The 14926-nt window shown below is 43.7% G+C and carries 12 protein-coding genes; 9 read left to right on the top strand and 3 right to left on the bottom strand.

From position 1 onward, the window contains the following. The first annotated feature begins 3 nt into the window (after nucleotides 1-3). The 7 genes from CKV69_RS07220 to mutS all read left to right on the top strand — a co-directional run bounded on the left by CKV69_RS07220 (nucleotide 4) and on the right by mutS (nucleotide 9674). Nucleotides 4-1230: an ABC transporter permease gene (locus CKV69_RS07220; protein WP_016504306.1), complete on the top strand. Its 1227-nt coding sequence runs from the start codon at nucleotides 4-6 to the stop codon at nucleotides 1228-1230. Then, entirely contained in the window at nucleotides 1223-2758 is a 1536-nt protein-coding gene (locus tag CKV69_RS07215) for a formylglycine-generating enzyme family protein (RefSeq protein WP_014326424.1), read from the top strand. The genes CKV69_RS07220 and CKV69_RS07215 overlap by 8 nt, the downstream gene beginning before the upstream one ends. A gap of 1 nt (nucleotide 2759) precedes the next feature. Further along, entirely contained in the window at nucleotides 2760-3491 is a 732-nt protein-coding gene (locus CKV69_RS07210; RefSeq protein WP_005752308.1) for a coiled-coil domain-containing protein, read from the top strand. Between the two features lie 3 nt (nucleotides 3492-3494). After that, on the top strand, nucleotides 3495-3977 hold the full coding sequence (locus CKV69_RS07205; RefSeq protein ID WP_005736678.1) for a hypothetical protein: 483 nt from the start codon (nucleotides 3495-3497) through the stop codon (nucleotides 3975-3977). Nucleotides 3978-4038: 61 nt separating this feature from the next. Next, entirely contained in the window at nucleotides 4039-5499 is a 1461-nt protein-coding gene (locus CKV69_RS07200; RefSeq protein ID WP_014326423.1) for a vWA domain-containing protein, read from the top strand. Nucleotides 5500-5511: 12 nt separating this feature from the next. Beyond that, a complete protein-coding gene (locus tag CKV69_RS07195) occupies nucleotides 5512-6960 on the top strand; it encodes a hypothetical protein (RefSeq protein ID WP_016570048.1) in 1449 nt (482 codons plus the stop codon). Between the two features lie 131 nt (nucleotides 6961-7091). After that, nucleotides 7092-9674: a DNA mismatch repair protein MutS gene (gene mutS, locus CKV69_RS07190; protein WP_014326421.1), complete on the top strand. Its 2583-nt coding sequence runs from the start codon at nucleotides 7092-7094 to the stop codon at nucleotides 9672-9674. Nucleotides 9675-9739: 65 nt separating this feature from the next. Here mutS and CKV69_RS07185 read toward each other — a convergent pair whose 3' ends face one another. Continuing rightward, the gene (locus CKV69_RS07185; RefSeq protein WP_075266242.1) at nucleotides 9740-10876 is read right to left on the bottom strand and encodes an anhydro-N-acetylmuramic acid kinase; all 1137 of its coding nucleotides are present in this window, start codon (nucleotides 10874-10876) and stop codon (nucleotides 9740-9742) included. Between the two features lie 218 nt (nucleotides 10877-11094). Between CKV69_RS07185 and CKV69_RS07180 the strand changes: the two genes are divergently transcribed. Next, a complete protein-coding gene (locus CKV69_RS07180; protein WP_005752891.1) occupies nucleotides 11095-12402 on the top strand; it encodes a type II toxin-antitoxin system HipA family toxin in 1308 nt (435 codons plus the stop codon). A gap of 1 nt (nucleotide 12403) precedes the next feature. Beyond that, a complete protein-coding gene (locus CKV69_RS07175) occupies nucleotides 12404-12739 on the top strand; it encodes a helix-turn-helix transcriptional regulator (protein ID WP_005752888.1) in 336 nt (111 codons plus the stop codon). A gap of 95 nt (nucleotides 12740-12834) precedes the next feature. On the opposite strand, the gene CKV69_RS07170 is transcribed toward CKV69_RS07175, so the two are convergent. Continuing rightward, nucleotides 12835-13503, bottom strand: a complete 669-nt coding sequence (locus CKV69_RS07170) for an NAD(P)H-dependent oxidoreductase (protein ID WP_014326419.1) — start codon at nucleotides 13501-13503, stop codon at nucleotides 12835-12837. 40 nt (nucleotides 13504-13543) lie between these two features. Further along, complete coding sequence (hemN, locus tag CKV69_RS07165) at nucleotides 13544-14911, bottom strand: oxygen-independent coproporphyrinogen III oxidase (RefSeq protein WP_016504414.1); 1368 nt, start codon at nucleotides 14909-14911, stop codon at nucleotides 13544-13546. Nucleotides 14912-14926 lie beyond the last annotated feature (15 nt).

Below are 14926 nucleotides of genomic sequence, written 5' to 3'. Positions count from 1 at the left end.
AATATGCAAGCAATCTCTTTTGGGAAAAAAATCCACTTATTAAGCCAATTAGCATGGCGTGATCTCCGCTATGATCGCAATGTGTCGTTTTGTATTATTGCTTCCTTGATTGCCGTGATTGCGCCCTTGTTGCTTTTATTCAGCTTAAAATATGGCGTGGTTTCCCAATTACGTGCACAGCTGATGAATGATCCCCGCCACTTAGAAATCAAAATCGTGGGTAATTTGAATTTATCTTCAGAATGGTTTGCTTGGCTACAACAGCAACCTGAAACGCAGTTCGTGATCCCCTTAACCCGTTCACTGAATACGATTGTTGACTTGCGTAGTGATACTCGCCATTTTGTGTCTGATGTGGAACTCTTACCTACCGCACCCAATGACCCTATTTTAGCCCCGCTTCAGCTTCAACAAAAAAAAGCGGCGGTATTAACGGCCTTAGCGGCTGAAAAATTACAAGTGAGATCGGGAGATAAGATTACCTTACTGGCAACGCGAAACTATGCGGGGTTGACGGAAAAAGGGCACCTCGAACTGATTGTGGAAAATATCCTACCAGAAACTCGTTTCTCACGCCCGGCTGCCTTTGTGGATTTGGAAACTGTAGTGGGCATTGAGGATTTTCGTGATGGTTTTCAAACAGACGTCTTTCCTGCTATGTCAGGGCAAGTGAGAGAGCAGGCAAGAGAGACCTTTGCGAGAGCGCGTATTTATGCCAAACAGTTAGATGATGTGGCGTTGTTGGCGTTGAAATTACGTGCGAAAAATATCGATACACGCACAGAAGCTAAAGCCATTGAAAATGTCAAAGCGATTGATGCCGTTTTAAATGTGATTTTTCTTGTTATTGCCGTCACCTCGATTATGGGCTGTATTCTGTCTTTGGTGGGGGCATTTTTAGCCAATATTGATCGCAAAAGAAAAGAAATTGCCGTCCTACGCTTGCTCGGATTTCAATCAATTGGCGTGATGGGCTTTTTGATTTTACAAGCAGTGATTTTAAGCAGTGTGGCTTTTTTGATGTCTTACTTATTTTTTGTTGTGGGAAGCCAATTGTTTAACCATATTTTAACCAACAATTTGGCGGATACGCCTTTTATTAGTCATTTGCAGCCATTGCATTTAGTGTTTGCGTTTATGATTGCTTTTATTTTATCGGCGATCGTCGCTGCTATTGGTGCAATACGAGCCATTCGGATTCAGCCCGCGGAGAGTTTACGAGATGTGTAAATATGTATATACCTTATTGAGCTTGTGTGTGGTGAGTAGTGCAACACAAGCCGCTTGGGAAGAGAAATTTTATAACCCTCAGCCGTTAGAGAATGATGTCATTTTGCCGTTGCCCTGTGAGGGAAATATGGTGTTTCGCGTGGTGAGAACCAATACGCAACAACCTTTAGAAGACACCTTAGTGACATTAGGGGGAAATCGTGAACAAGATGGTTATGCAGAATATGCCACCCCAAACTATATTGCGGGTGGATTTGCCGATAAAGACAAAGAGCGTTTCTTTTTGATGGCGAAATATGAAGTGACCGAAGCACAGTATCAAGCGGTGATGACGGAAAAATGTAATACGCCCACACTAAAGGGATTGTTGCCGATGACCAATATCACTTGGTTTGATGCCATGACGTTTACGCAGAAATACAATGAATGGTTACTGAAACAGGCGAAAGGCGCGTTACCGACAGAAGATGGGGTCGCAGGCTTTGTGCGTTTACCGACCAACGTGGAATGGGAATTTGCTTCTCGTGGTGGTGTTGCCGTGACACCATCGGAATTTCGTGAAAATACTTTCCCAATGCAAGACGGCTTAGTCAATTATGCTTGGTTTAATAATGCCAAATCGGCGAATGGTCGCCTGCAAGTGATTGGGCGTTTAAAACCGAATCCATTAGGGCTATTTGATACTTTAGGCAATGCCAGTGAAATGATGTTTGACAGTTTCAAAATGAATAAATTAAGCCGCTACCATGGTCAAGAAGGGGGCGTAATTGTTCGGGGGGGCAGCTATTTAAAATCAGAAGCTGATGTGAATAATGTCTTACGCTTAGAAATGCCTTTTTATGACCAACAAGGCGCAAAAAAAGCCAAAGATGTGGGCTTCCGTGTGGTGATTGCCGCACCGTTACTCACGTCCAGTGAGCGTATTAAATCCGTTGAAAAAGCGTGGGAGGCATTGGGCAAAGATCATCAACAACCTGAAAAAGGGGAAAATAGCAAGATTGTGGATAAGCTAGAAGAACTGGCAAATAACACGGTAGATGAAAAATTAAAACAAGAGCTCAATAACACTAAAGAGCAATTGCGTGCGGCGAATTTAGAACGTGATGAACAACGGGATTCTGCCGTGCGTTCTGCCTTACAATTGGGGGCATTTTTGTGTGCCAACGTGTCAGATTTACAAGGCGAAGTGGAGCAAAATAAGAAAATTCTCGAGGCAATGACCGCACTTTATCCCAACAGTGAAAAAGAAACGAATGCCAAAAATCGGTTAGCAGAATCAGAAAACGCACGGGATTTTGTGTTGAAGTATTATGCTGATACAATCGTGGCAAGCTCAACAACGTATAATAAACAAACAATTGAAACACAGGTTTCACGTACGAATGCTATCGTTAGCAGTAGTGGAAAAGCAAACTTAACACAATATGTTAATCTTTACTGGCGACATCTTGAGCAATATTATCAAGATAACAAGATCAGCCGTCAAGCATGGTTAGAGAAATGTACTCAAGTCAAACAGGGGAACTAATATGATGAAAATGAAACAATCACGTAAATCTATTTTAGGTGTACTCACGCTTTCAACTGCCGTAGTGCTCGCCGGTTGTCAAAATACCGGGGGCAGTTATTTTGGCTCGCAAAGTAGCCTCTCTACTGGCGAAGAAGCCGAGTTCTTTAGTGATTCAGGTTGGAATGCTTGTGCATGGGGGGCCGCAGGTGGTGCGGTATTAGGTGCAGGTGTTGCACTGTTATCGGGTAAAGATGCAGGCACGGCGGCAGCGGTCGGTGTTGCAGGTGCGGCAGCGGGCTGTGGGGCATTAATGGGAACGAACTATTATCTGGAAAAACAGCGCAAAGCCTACGCTAAAAAAGAAGATCGTTTGAATGCCTATATTGCTGAAACGCGTAAAAATTCGGACATGGTGAGAAAAGCCACTGCAAAAGCGAAAACGCAGCTAGATAGAAACAATAAAACACTCGTGAATTTAAACAAGCAATTAAAATCGGGTGCGATTCAGCAAGCAGATGCGAAAAAACAACTTGCACAAATTGATGCGGATATTAAAGCGGCACAAAACAATTTAGCCTCCATGAAAAAACGTGCACAAACATTGCGCGAGGTGGCGAGTAAAGAAAAATCCAGTGGCTTGAATGTCAGTCGATTTGAAGCCGAAATTGCAAGTCTTAATAAACAAATCGCGACTTATGAGCGTTTAGTCGATGCTTCGTCTAAACAGCGTTCTGCAATTCAAATAGGATAAACTATGAAAGGATTAAAATTATCATTATTGGTGGCGAGCTTGACGGTATTAACAGCGTGTTCCGTTACGCCAGAACAGTGCGACCCAAGTGTTGAGTCGAGTGTATGGAATAAAATGGCATGTACGACATCAGGCAGTTATGATCATCGTGTCAAAGAAAAAGAACGGACGTTGCAAAGTGAAAAAGACAAGCAAACTGCCTTGAATAAAACTTATGCAGACACACAGAAAAAAGCCAAAGCCACTGAGCGCGCTTTAGCGAAGAAGAAAGCTGAACTTGCTACATTGAATAAATCGGTCACCGATTATGCAGCGCAATTGAAGCAAAAAGCCAAAGGCAAAGAGGATGTCCTTGCTGAAGTGAGAAAAGTCGAGCAGCAATTAAAGCAAGTGAATGGTTCTGCCGCGAGTGAAGAAGCCAAACAGGCTGAAATTAAAGCATTGAAGCGTAAGCTTGAAGCATTACAGGCGGCAAGTGGTATTTAACACCTTTTAAATAGGCAGTCACAGGGCTGCCTATTTTTTATCATGTTTATTGGAAAGAAATATGCAACGTTTAGCTCGAGTTCCCCTTCAGCAAGAGAATCAAGCCGCAGTCGCGCTACTATCGCATTATGATGAACTGATGCAGATTATCGTGCGCTATTTGCCGCCGAGTACTGCTACGTTATTTGCTCGTCCTGAAGTGCAATCCGATGGCAAGATCATCGAATGGTATAGTGAATTAGAAGGACAAGCCGATTTATTTCATGCGAATCAGGTTGAAAAGCAACAACGCGATAGCGTGCTGACACGGATTACCCAACGACTGACAGCCATTGAGCAGTTAAATGCAGATCTGTTAAAAAAAGGGCTGATCAGTCCCACACAATCTGAGCGACTGAGGTTATTGGTCGAGGGCGCAAGTCATGACACAAAGCAAATCTATGTGATCAATAATGAACCCGTGATAACCGGATGGGGCATGGGTCAGAAAGTGATGCCACCAGCCTCCCCGCCTGTGGCACCAATCAATCCGGCAAGTCGTTCTCGTTGGCTATGGCCTTTCTTGTTTCTTTTATTGTTATTGGGCTTATTGCTTTGGTGGTGGCTGAATACTAAGCAACCAGCAAAAACGCCTGAGGCAGTGAATTCGCCACCCGTGCTGACACAACCTAAAGTCCCTGAGCCAGTTGAAGTGGTGAAACCTAACGAACCTAAAGTGGAGGAGACGAAACCCTTGGAGGTTGTGCCGCCACCGAAGCCTGAGCCGGTTGCACCAGAAAAAGTGGATGACCCGCCTAAGGTGACGGAGAAAACGCCAGCGCCACCGGAAAAAGTCTGTTCTATCTCAACAAAACCAGGCGAGAATCCACAAATGGTGATTGTGTTTGATAATTCACGCTCCATGTTGTATTCCTTGCTTGAAAGTAAACAAACGCTCGCCGATTTTGAGTATCGTTGGGTTCGTTATTTAACCTCCGCAGAAGAAACTGCCCATATCCGTCGCTCACCGAATCGGTTAGAAGTGGCGAAGCAGTCTTCTGCCAGTATTATTAATAGCATTGCGAAAACCGTCGACATTGGACTGGTGGAATTGAAAGGTTGTCCGACAGCGAATAATCATGGTTATTATTCACCCGCGAAGCGCAAACAGCTACGTGCCAAAATTAATGCGATGCAGCCGGCACCAGATAGCGATGAAAACAGTGGCGGTACCCCATTATATAGCGGACTAAAACAAGCCGCTGCAATGGTGGATGGTAAGAAGCGCGATGGATTTATTTTACTGATTAGCGATGGTGAAGATTCGTGCGAAACGGGCGATGTTTGTGCATTAGCGCAACAAATTGCCAAACGGCAGCCCCGTCTAAAAATCAATGTGGTGGATATTGGGGGGGCCAAAGCGGCAAACTGTGTGGCAAAAGCCACGAAGGGAAAAGTGTTTACTGCCAATAGTCAAAAACAATTAGTGAATATGATTAATCAAGCGGTAAAACCGATTACAGAAGTGGAAGTGTGTAAGTAATCAGAGGAAAGTATGCAACGTTTAGCCTTTTTTACTCTTCAGAATACTCATCAGGACGGGATTAATTTACTTTCTCGTTATGATGAAATTGAGCGTATATTACGTCGCCATTTACCCCCAAGCACAGTGGATTTGTTTGCACGACCAGACATCAACGCCGACGCAACAAGGGTGGAATGGTACACCGAGTTGCAAGGACAGCCTCATTTACTGGGCAGTAGTCAAGCTGATCAGCAACAATTAGCGCAAGTTCAGCCCTTTATTCAGCAATGTTTAAAGGTGATTCGTCATTTGAATCAAGATTTAACGGCAAAGGGGCAGCTGACTCCCGAACAGTGTACCTTGTTAACGCAGTTTGTCGAAGGGGCTGAACACAATACGATACAAGTGTATATGGTCAATAAGACACCGGTTATCACAGGTTGGGGACTTGGTGAGCGGAAACCTGAACCTATGCCTGTCGCCCCTGCACCGTCCAAACCAACGCGGTGGTACTGGTGGTTACTGCCATTATTGCTATTTCTGTTAGGTGTATTACTTTGGTGGTTCTTTTGGCGGACACCAGTAGTCGAAACGGTAAAAACGCAGCCAAAACCAGAACCGCCACCGGAAACGCAGCCGATCAAAGAAGCGCCACCTGTCGAATTACCAAAAGTGGAACCTCCTAAAGTTGAGCCACCTAAAGTTGAGCCACCTAAAGTTGAGCCACCTAAAGTTGAGGCACCTAAAATTGAGGCAGCACCTGAAAAAGTGTGTCGCCAGAAAATTATTCCCGCGCAAGCGCCACAAATGGTGATTATCTTTAATAATGCTTCTGGGATGCGTTATACCATTAAAGAAGGCATTAAAAAAATTGATGATTTTGATCGACGCTTAGAGCGTGAAGCTGTCCCGCGTAAAGAGATTGATTATATGTATCGTAAGCCGAATAGATCGACCGCATCGAAAGTCGCGGTCAATAACATCTTAGCGTCGATTGACCCGCATATTGATATCGGTTTAGTGGAACTGAAAAGTTGTTTGACTAAAAAAACAAAGGCTTCTGCCGCTGTTGCACACGGAGTATTTTCTGCGCAACAACGGGAGTCTTTGAAACAAAAAATCAATCAAATGAAAGTGCGTGAGAATCAAGTACCGGGCACCCCAATTTATGAAGGATTGGAAAAAGCCCTAACAATGGTGGATGGAATTGAACGCGATGCCTTGATCCTATTGATTACGGAAGGTAATGGCGATTGTACTTTCCGTGATCCTTGTCAGCTGATTCAACAAGAAATCCAACGCAGACCGAAATTGAAAGTGAATATTGTCAGTATTAATTCACCATGGAATGCCACAGACTGTTTAGCCTCGCTCAGCGGGGGACAGATCTTTAATAGTGAGGTGAAAAGTGAATTACAACTCACCGAACTCATTAACCAAGCAGTGAAGTCGGTCCAAACGGAAGAAATTTGCGAATAGCGCTTTTCCATTCCTATTCTTCAGGCGATCAGGCGGTCGCCTGATTTTTTTGCGAGCAGAAAGCGGTATTTTGTCTTGTGATTTTATGCGAAAATAGAGCGCACTTTCTGATGATTTTTTAGAGATAAGACATGGATAATTTAGACTTGCACACGCCCATGATGCGCCAATATTTGGCGCTCAAAGCCGAAAATCCCGATATTTTGTTGTTTTATCGGATGGGTGATTTTTATGAGCTTTTTTATGACGATGCCAAGAAAGCGGCGGCGTTGCTAGATATTTCCTTGACTAAACGTGGACAGTCCGCTGGGCAACCTATCCCAATGGCGGGCGTGCCTTATCATGCAGTAGAAGGTTATTTAGCCAAATTGGTGCAATTAGGGGAGTCGGTGGCGATTTGTGAGCAAGTGGGTGATCCGGCGACTTCAAAAGGTCCCGTTGAGCGCCAAGTCGTGCGGATTGTCACCCCCGGTACCGTGAGCGATGAAAGCCTCTTACCTGAACGGCAAGACAACTTGATCGCCACGGTTTACCAAGAAAAAGATCGCTTTGGTTTGGCAGTGTTAGACATCACCTCGGGGCGTTTTCAAATCAGTGAGCCCGAGGATCGCGCGAGCTTACAAGCGGAGTTACAGCGCATTTCGCCTGTAGAGTTATTGTATTGTGAAGACTTTGTGGACATGGCATTGCTTGAGCCGTTTAAAGGGTTACGCCGGCGTCCTATTTGGGAATTTGAACTCGGTACGGCAATTCAATTACTCAATCGTCAGTTTCACACCAAAGATCTGCGTGGTTTTGGGGTGGAAAAAGCCATTTTGGGACTCTGTGCGGCAGGCTGTTTGTTACAATATGCCAAAGATACTCAACGTACGGCATTACCGCATATTCAAAGCCTAACCTTATTACAACATTCAGAACATATACAATTAGATGCCGCCACGCGCCGTAATTTAGAGTTAACCCAAAATCTTGCCGGTGGCAGCGAAAATACCCTCGCCTCGGTGCTCGATAAATGTGTCACCCCAATGGGAAGCCGTTTATTGAAACGTTGGATGCATCAGCCCATTCGTCAGCATGAAAAACTCATGGTGCGCCAAAATCGGATTACTGCCCTTTTGCAACAGGATTTGGTAGCAGCGATTCAGCCTTATTTACAGCAAATCGGCGATATGGAACGGATTTTAGCCCGTGTCGCTTTGCGCTCGGCACGTCCCCGTGATTTAACTCGTTTGCGTACTGCCCTGGAACAAATTCCGTATTTGCGCGATATTCTGGCACAACAAACTTCGTCAGATTTGACCGCACTTTTGCAGCCAATCGGTGAATTTTCAGCGCAGTTAGATTTATTACAGCGTGCTATCATTGATAATCCCCCAATGTTAATTCGTGATGGTGGCGTGATTGCTGAAGGCTACAATGCGGAGTTAGATGAATGGCGCAGTTTGTCGGATGGTGCAACGCGTTATTTAGAAGATCTCGAACAGCGTGAGCGAGAAAGTACCGGGATTGATACGTTAAAAATCGGCTTTAATGCGGTGCATGGCTACTATATTCAAATTAGCCAAGGGCAAGCCCATAAGGCACCGATGCACTATGTGCGCCGCCAAACCCTGAAAAATGCAGAACGTTATATTATTCCAGAGCTGAAAACGTACGAAGATAAAGTGCTGAAAGCCAAAGGCGCTGCATTAGCGTTAGAAAAACAGCTTTACGAACAATTATTTGATGAGTTATTGCCACATTTAGGGGCGTTACAACTTGCCAGTTTAACTTTAGCGGAACTGGACGTGCTCACCAATTTAGCCGAACGAGCAGAAACCCTCAATTATGTGGCACCGCAATTTAGCGATGATATCGGGGTGCATATTCAGCAAGGTCGTCATCCTGTGGTGGAACAGGTGCTCAATGCGCCGTTTATTGCCAACCCGGTTGAGCTTCACCCGCAACGTCATTTATTGATTATCACAGGACCGAATATGGGCGGGAAAAGTACCTATATGCGCCAAACTGCCTTGATTACATTAATGGCGTATATGGGCAGTTTTGTGCCTGCGGAAAGTGCGGTGATTGGTCCGATTGATCGTATTTTCACCCGTATTGGTGCGTCAGACGATTTGGCGTCAGGGCGTTCGACCTTTATGGTGGAGATGACCGAAATGGCAAATATTTTGCATCAAGCCACGGCAAACAGTTTGGTGTTAATTGATGAAATTGGACGGGGAACATCGACTTATGATGGGCTTTCTTTAGCGTGGGCTTGTGCGGAATGGTTGGCGAAAAAATTACGCTCACTTACTTTATTTGCCACTCATTATTTTGAGCTGACGGTGTTACCTGAACAACTGGCGGGTAGTGCCAACGTGCATTTAGATGCCATCGAGCATAATGACACCATTGCTTTTATGCACGCAGTGCAAGAGGGCGCCGCCAGCAAAAGTTACGGTTTAGCCGTGGCGGCATTGGCGGGCGTGCCACAATCGGTGATTAAACTGGCGAAACAAAAATTAGCGCAATTAGAAAAACTGTCACAACAAAATGCCGATCAACGTATCCAAGATTTGCGCCAGCTCAATCAAACACAAGGTGAATTGGCGTTAATGGAAGAAGATGACAGCAAAACAGCCGTTTGGGAAATGTTAGAAAAACTCGATCCTGACGAACTCAGCCCAAAACAAGCGCTAGCGTATTTGTATCAGTTGAAGAAGTTGGTTTGATCTATACAATAAAAGCGGGTATTCAGCCCGCTTTTCTATCATTGAAGTGGTAACGAGGCTTGATTTTATGCTGCCACATCCTTTTCCTTCGGATAAATTGCCCCTAAACTGACCGCACTTTTTGCCCCTGTTACGCTCGGTAAATTGCCCGGGAGGTCATTGAGGCGTTGATAGGCAAGCCACGCAAAAGCCGCCGCTTCCACATAATCGGCATCTAAGCCGTAGTCATTGGTGGTTTGCACTTGCCATTGTGGCAATAAGGTGGTGAGGCGTGCCATTAAGAGACAATTTTTCACCCCGCCTCCACACACTAGTAAATGGCGATCTAATTCCGTTTCAATTTGGTTAAGCTGATCCACAATACTTTGTGCAGTGAGTTCTACTAAGGTTGCTTGGACATCTTGTGGCGAAAGTGCGGTGTGTTTTTGCAATTTTTTGTTTAGCCAAGCCAGATTGAATAATTCGCGCCCTGTGCTTTTTGGTGCGGGAAGGGCGAAGAACGGTTCATCGAGTAAATCAGCAAGTAAGTCCATATTCACTTTACCTGATTTCGCCCATTCTGCATTTTTATCATAGGCTTTGCCTTGATGTTTTTCGATCCACGCGTCGAGCAACGTATTGCCCGGACCTGTGTCATAGCCAATGACCTCTTCATTTGGTAGTAAGCGAGAAATATTGCTGATACCACCGACATTTAACACTACGGTCGCTTGATTCGGTTTCCGAAATAAGGCTTGATGAAAAGCCGGCACCAGTGGCGCACCTTGTCCACCAAATGCCATATCTTTACGGCGAAAATCCGCCACAGTGGTAATGCCCGTTTTCGCTGCGATCAGGTTAGCATCGCCAATTTGCATAGTAAATGGATAGTGGCTGTTTGGGGAATGCCAAACAGTTTGTCCGTGGCAACCAATCGCCGTGATCTGTTCTGGGGAAAGCTGATATTTTTGTAAGAATTGCTGAATGCACTCGGTATAGAGTAAACCCAGTTGGTGATCTAACTCACCTAAGGCTTGTAAAGTGGTTGCGCCGGAGTTACATAATGCTGAAATCTGTTGCCGTATTGCGGGTGGCATTGGGTAAAAATCCGAATGGATAAGTTGTGGTTGCGTACAGGAAAAGTCCATTAATGCCAGATCCACTCCGTCTAAACTGGTGCCTGACATGACCCCGATATAATACATAGTTGCCTCCTTTTTCAGCTGATATGTTGTGTATTATAGAAGTAATCGGAAAAATCAGCAAAAGGTGAGTGAATAAGAAGTGCCACGCCTAAGCGAGGTTGTGAGGAAAACTCACAGGCGCATTTAACAGGATCTTTTGCTACTAAGTGAATTTTTTATTGGAAAGATAGATTGATTGCTATATCATACATATATCGCTTCTTTTAGTCTGTTTTGTCACTTATATCAATCAAAGAATGGAAAAACTTACACTGCAAATTTATCTTGAACAAGCTTGGTGCGATTTAGCTTTCTTGTATTTTGATTCAGAAACCTATCAACTGTGTAATTTCGAATACTTAACAGATTACGTGGTTCAGCACTATGGAAAAACGGGTGAACATGCTGTGTCGCTTAATTATCCAGTGAATGTTTTCATTGATGACACGACGTCGCTGTGGAGCTGGCTCAGTGATATCGCGCCTGCGGGAGCAAGTCGTCGTTATTGGTTAGAAGCGTTAGACATTAAACAAGAATCAGAGGAAAAACAACAGTTTCTTTTACTGAAACATGCTGCGATTTCCCCAATTGGCAATTTACGTATCAAAGATGCTGTGCCAGAACAAGTTGAAGTTCGCTTATTTGATCTAGACAAGGCGAAAGATAGACAGAGTGATTTTTTAGAGTATGTGAACCAAAGTGGTGCGATGGTAGGAGGTGCGACAGGGGCTGGCGGCGAAGCACCAAAATTGCTTCTTAAACGGCGAGAGAATCAAGTTTGGATTGATAACCAACAGCAAGGGCAGGATCAGGATGTGAGTTATTTAGTGAAGTACCCACGTGGCAATTACTCACCCATTGATTGTGATATTTTACGTGCAGAATATCATTATTATCAGGAACTTGCTCAACTGGGTTTTGACACAATAGATACGACTAGAATGAGGTTAGAAGAAGGAAAACGTTATCCTTCCCTATGGTTGCCTCGTTTTGATATTGTGCAACGAGAAGGAAAAACACATCGTCTTGCTTTTGAATCAGTGTATTCGCTATTACAGAAACAAGGTGGTGTACTTGATCATGAAACGACACTTCGCCAGTTAATTGAGAGAATCTCGACGGCTCGTTTGCAGTTTGCACAAACAGACTTCGTGATTGAATGGGTAAAGCGAGATTTGTTAAATATTGCCTTTGGCAATAGCGACAATCATGGTCGTAATATGGCGTTTTTACGTGATGAACAACGTATTTGGCTCGCCCCAATTTATGATTTTGCGCCGATGCGTGCTGATCCAGAAGGCATTATTCGTACGACTACTTGGCAAACTAAAGGGGAGTATCCACAGGAATTTGCTGGCGAGTATCACTTTGAGCGCATCGCAGAAGTATTAGCTGATTTAGTTGAACCAACGTTATTAATGCAAGAGTTACGCCGGTTAGCTGGCAGTTTAGTGGATTTAAAATCCCGATTAGTACAACGTAATCTACCTCAATCTATTTTAGATTTCCCTGCGATTGGTTTTGATTATTTACCTGAAAAATTAAAAAAATGGGGGCTTATTTAGGATGCAAATCACTCGAAGAAATGCCTCTACCAAAGGGGCAAGTGTTGCGGAAATTGATCGTAAGAAAGTACGTAATGAAATCATTCAAGCGATGCTAATGGGGGAATTGAGCCAAGGTGAAGCATTGCGTAAATTGCGTATTGAAATGTTCGGTATTAATCAACAACACTATATTCAGTTAGTAAAGGTATCACGCCAGACCCTATCGAATATTGAGAATGATAAGGGTAATTATAGTGTAGAAACGATTAATAAAGTGTTTAAACCCTTTGGTCTGGAACTCGGCTTGGTACCTGTTTCTAAGGCATTATTAAAGGAACTTTTTTCGACAGCTTAATGTGACCAAGCTCACATAAAAATGGGCGAATCAGGCTTCTCTCAAGTCAAGCGGATTCGCCATTTTTATGTCTTCCGATGACAAAATTGGTGGAGTTATCTTACCCACTCCACCACGTCATCAAAGGCTTGGCGTGTTTTGGCTTTTGGCTCGTTTAAACGGTAACCAAAGGCGATCATCACACTCAGTTTATAGGTTTTCGGATCATAAAGCCCTTGTTCCACAAAAATATGATCCATTTTTTCCAATGGGAAACCTTCAATTGGGGTTGAGTCGATGCCGATCATCGCTGCACTGGTCAGCATATTTGCCAGGGCAATATAGCTTTGGCGACATGCCCAATCGTAAAAGGCTTTTGGATTCTCAGTTAAGGCAAAATCCTGTTCGCTAAACGTACGATAGAAATTTTGACGGATTTTGCGCATTTCTTCAGGGATATGATGGATATCTCGCATCATATGTTGCACATATTCACCATCAGCAAGTAAGGTCTCTGGTTGGCGCACTAACACCACCACAAAATGGCTGCAATCCATCACTTTATCTTTCGCACCCCAAGCCGTATCACGAATTAATGCTTTGATGTCGGGGTTTTCAATCACTAAGAACTTCCAAGGTTCGAAACCAAATGAGCTCGGCGAAAGGCGACCTGTTTCTAAAATAAAACGGAAATCCTCTTCACTGATTTTCTTACTTGGATCATAGGCTTTGCAAGCGTGACGAAAATGAAAGGCATTTAGGATATCTGTTTTTGAAATGGACATGGTTTTCTCCCAAAGTGCGGTGGTTTTTCAAAAAGTTTGTTTAAATAATTCGGGAGAACTGTTGGCGTTTCGCCTGTTCTCTGGAATAAGTATCAAAACAAAGGCAAATATTGCGAATCAATAAACGCCCCTTCGCCGATACCTGAATATCTTTCTCTCCAATCGTTAATAGACCGTCTTCAGATAATGGCGCAAGCAGTTTTAAATCTTCGGCAAAGTGCGAAGTAAATTGAATGCCGTATTGCTGTTCAATCGGTTGATAATCTAATTTGAAGTTACAGATTAATTGTTTGATCACATCACGGCGTAAGCAATCCTCTTCGCTCATGGCAAAACCTTTGTGCAGTGCAATACCGGTGTTATCAATCGCCGTATAATAATGTTTTAATTCTTTTTGATTTTGTGCGTAAGTGTCGCCTAACAAGCTGATCGCCGAGACACCTAAGCCGAGTAAATCACATTCTTCTTGTGTAGTGTAGCCTTGGAAATTGCGGTGCAATACACCTTGTTTTTGGGCGATCGCCAGTTCATCATCTGGTTTGGCGAAATGATCCATGCCAATAAATTTGTAACCTGCATCACCTAAGGTTTCTATCATTTTTTGCAAAATGGTTAATTTGGTTTCTGGTGCCGGCAATTGTTCATTTTTAATCTTCGCTTGCCCAGCGAAACGGCTTGGTAAGTGGGCGTAATTGAACACACTTAAACGATCGGGGTTTAATGCAATGACTTTTTGCAAAGTGAACATAAAACTATCGACGTTTTGAAGTGGCAGACCATAAATTAAATCGAGGTTAGTGGATTGGAAACCCAACTCACGCGCACGTTTTAATAGCGCTTCAATAAAGTCTTCATCTTGTACACGGTTAATGGCTTTTTGCACGTCTTTATTGAAATCTTGCACACCCATACTCATGCGATTAAAACCAATGCGACGTAAATGATCGAGCATATTGAGTTCAATTTCACGCGGATCCATTTCAATGCTGATTTCCGCATCAGGGGCAATGGTAAAATGTTTGCGTAGCATCGCCATTAAACGTGCGGACTGTTGCTCTGTTAAATAAGTTGGCGTCCCCCCGCCCCAATGTACTTGGGTTGCGATACGATTTTTAAATAGCGATGCACGGTTTTCTATTTCACGTTCTAAAAAGTCGAGATAAATATCCGCTTTGTGTTGGTGACGAGTAATGGTTTTATTACAGGCACAGAAATAGCACAGCTTATGGCAAAATGGGATATGGACATAAAGTGAAAGGGGACGATTTGGATAGCGTTTTGTCGCCTGAATAAAATCTTGGTTGGTATAATTTTCATTAAATTCCAACGCCGTTGGATAGGACGTATAACGTGGACCAGACTGGTTATATTTTTGAATAAGCGCCAAATCCCAAACAATATCGGACATGATTTCCCCCAACAA

This window comes from Pasteurella multocida, assembly GCF_900187275.1.
Lineage (GTDB): Bacteria > Pseudomonadota > Gammaproteobacteria > Enterobacterales > Pasteurellaceae > Pasteurella > Pasteurella multocida.
The sequence above is the reverse complement of the archived record's forward strand: the minus strand, read 5'-3'. Positions and strand labels throughout refer to the sequence as shown.

Excerpts from the sequence above, each read along its gene's own strand:
- CKV69_RS07220 (WP_016504306.1), top strand. The coding sequence starts at position 4 with ATGCAAGCAATCTCTTTTGGGAAAAAAATCCACTTATTAAGCCAATTA.
- CKV69_RS07215 (WP_014326424.1), top strand. The coding sequence starts at position 1,223 with ATGTGTAAATATGTATATACCTTATTGAGCTTGTGTGTGGTGAGTAGT.
- CKV69_RS07210 (WP_005752308.1), top strand. The coding sequence starts at position 2,760 with ATGATGAAAATGAAACAATCACGTAAATCTATTTTAGGTGTACTCACG.
- CKV69_RS07205 (WP_005736678.1), top strand. The coding sequence starts at position 3,495 with ATGAAAGGATTAAAATTATCATTATTGGTGGCGAGCTTGACGGTATTA.
- CKV69_RS07200 (WP_014326423.1), top strand. The coding sequence starts at position 4,039 with ATGCAACGTTTAGCTCGAGTTCCCCTTCAGCAAGAGAATCAAGCCGCA.
- CKV69_RS07195 (WP_016570048.1), top strand. The coding sequence starts at position 5,512 with ATGCAACGTTTAGCCTTTTTTACTCTTCAGAATACTCATCAGGACGGG.
- mutS (WP_014326421.1), top strand. The coding sequence starts at position 7,092 with ATGGATAATTTAGACTTGCACACGCCCATGATGCGCCAATATTTGGCG.
- CKV69_RS07180 (WP_005752891.1), top strand. The coding sequence starts at position 11,095 with ATGGAAAAACTTACACTGCAAATTTATCTTGAACAAGCTTGGTGCGAT.
- CKV69_RS07175 (WP_005752888.1), top strand. The coding sequence starts at position 12,404 with ATGCAAATCACTCGAAGAAATGCCTCTACCAAAGGGGCAAGTGTTGCG.
- CKV69_RS07170 (WP_014326419.1), bottom strand. The coding sequence starts at position 13,503 with ATGTCCATTTCAAAAACAGATATCCTAAATGCCTTTCATTTTCGTCAC.
- hemN (WP_016504414.1), bottom strand. The coding sequence starts at position 14,911 with ATGTCCGATATTGTTTGGGATTTGGCGCTTATTCAAAAATATAACCAG.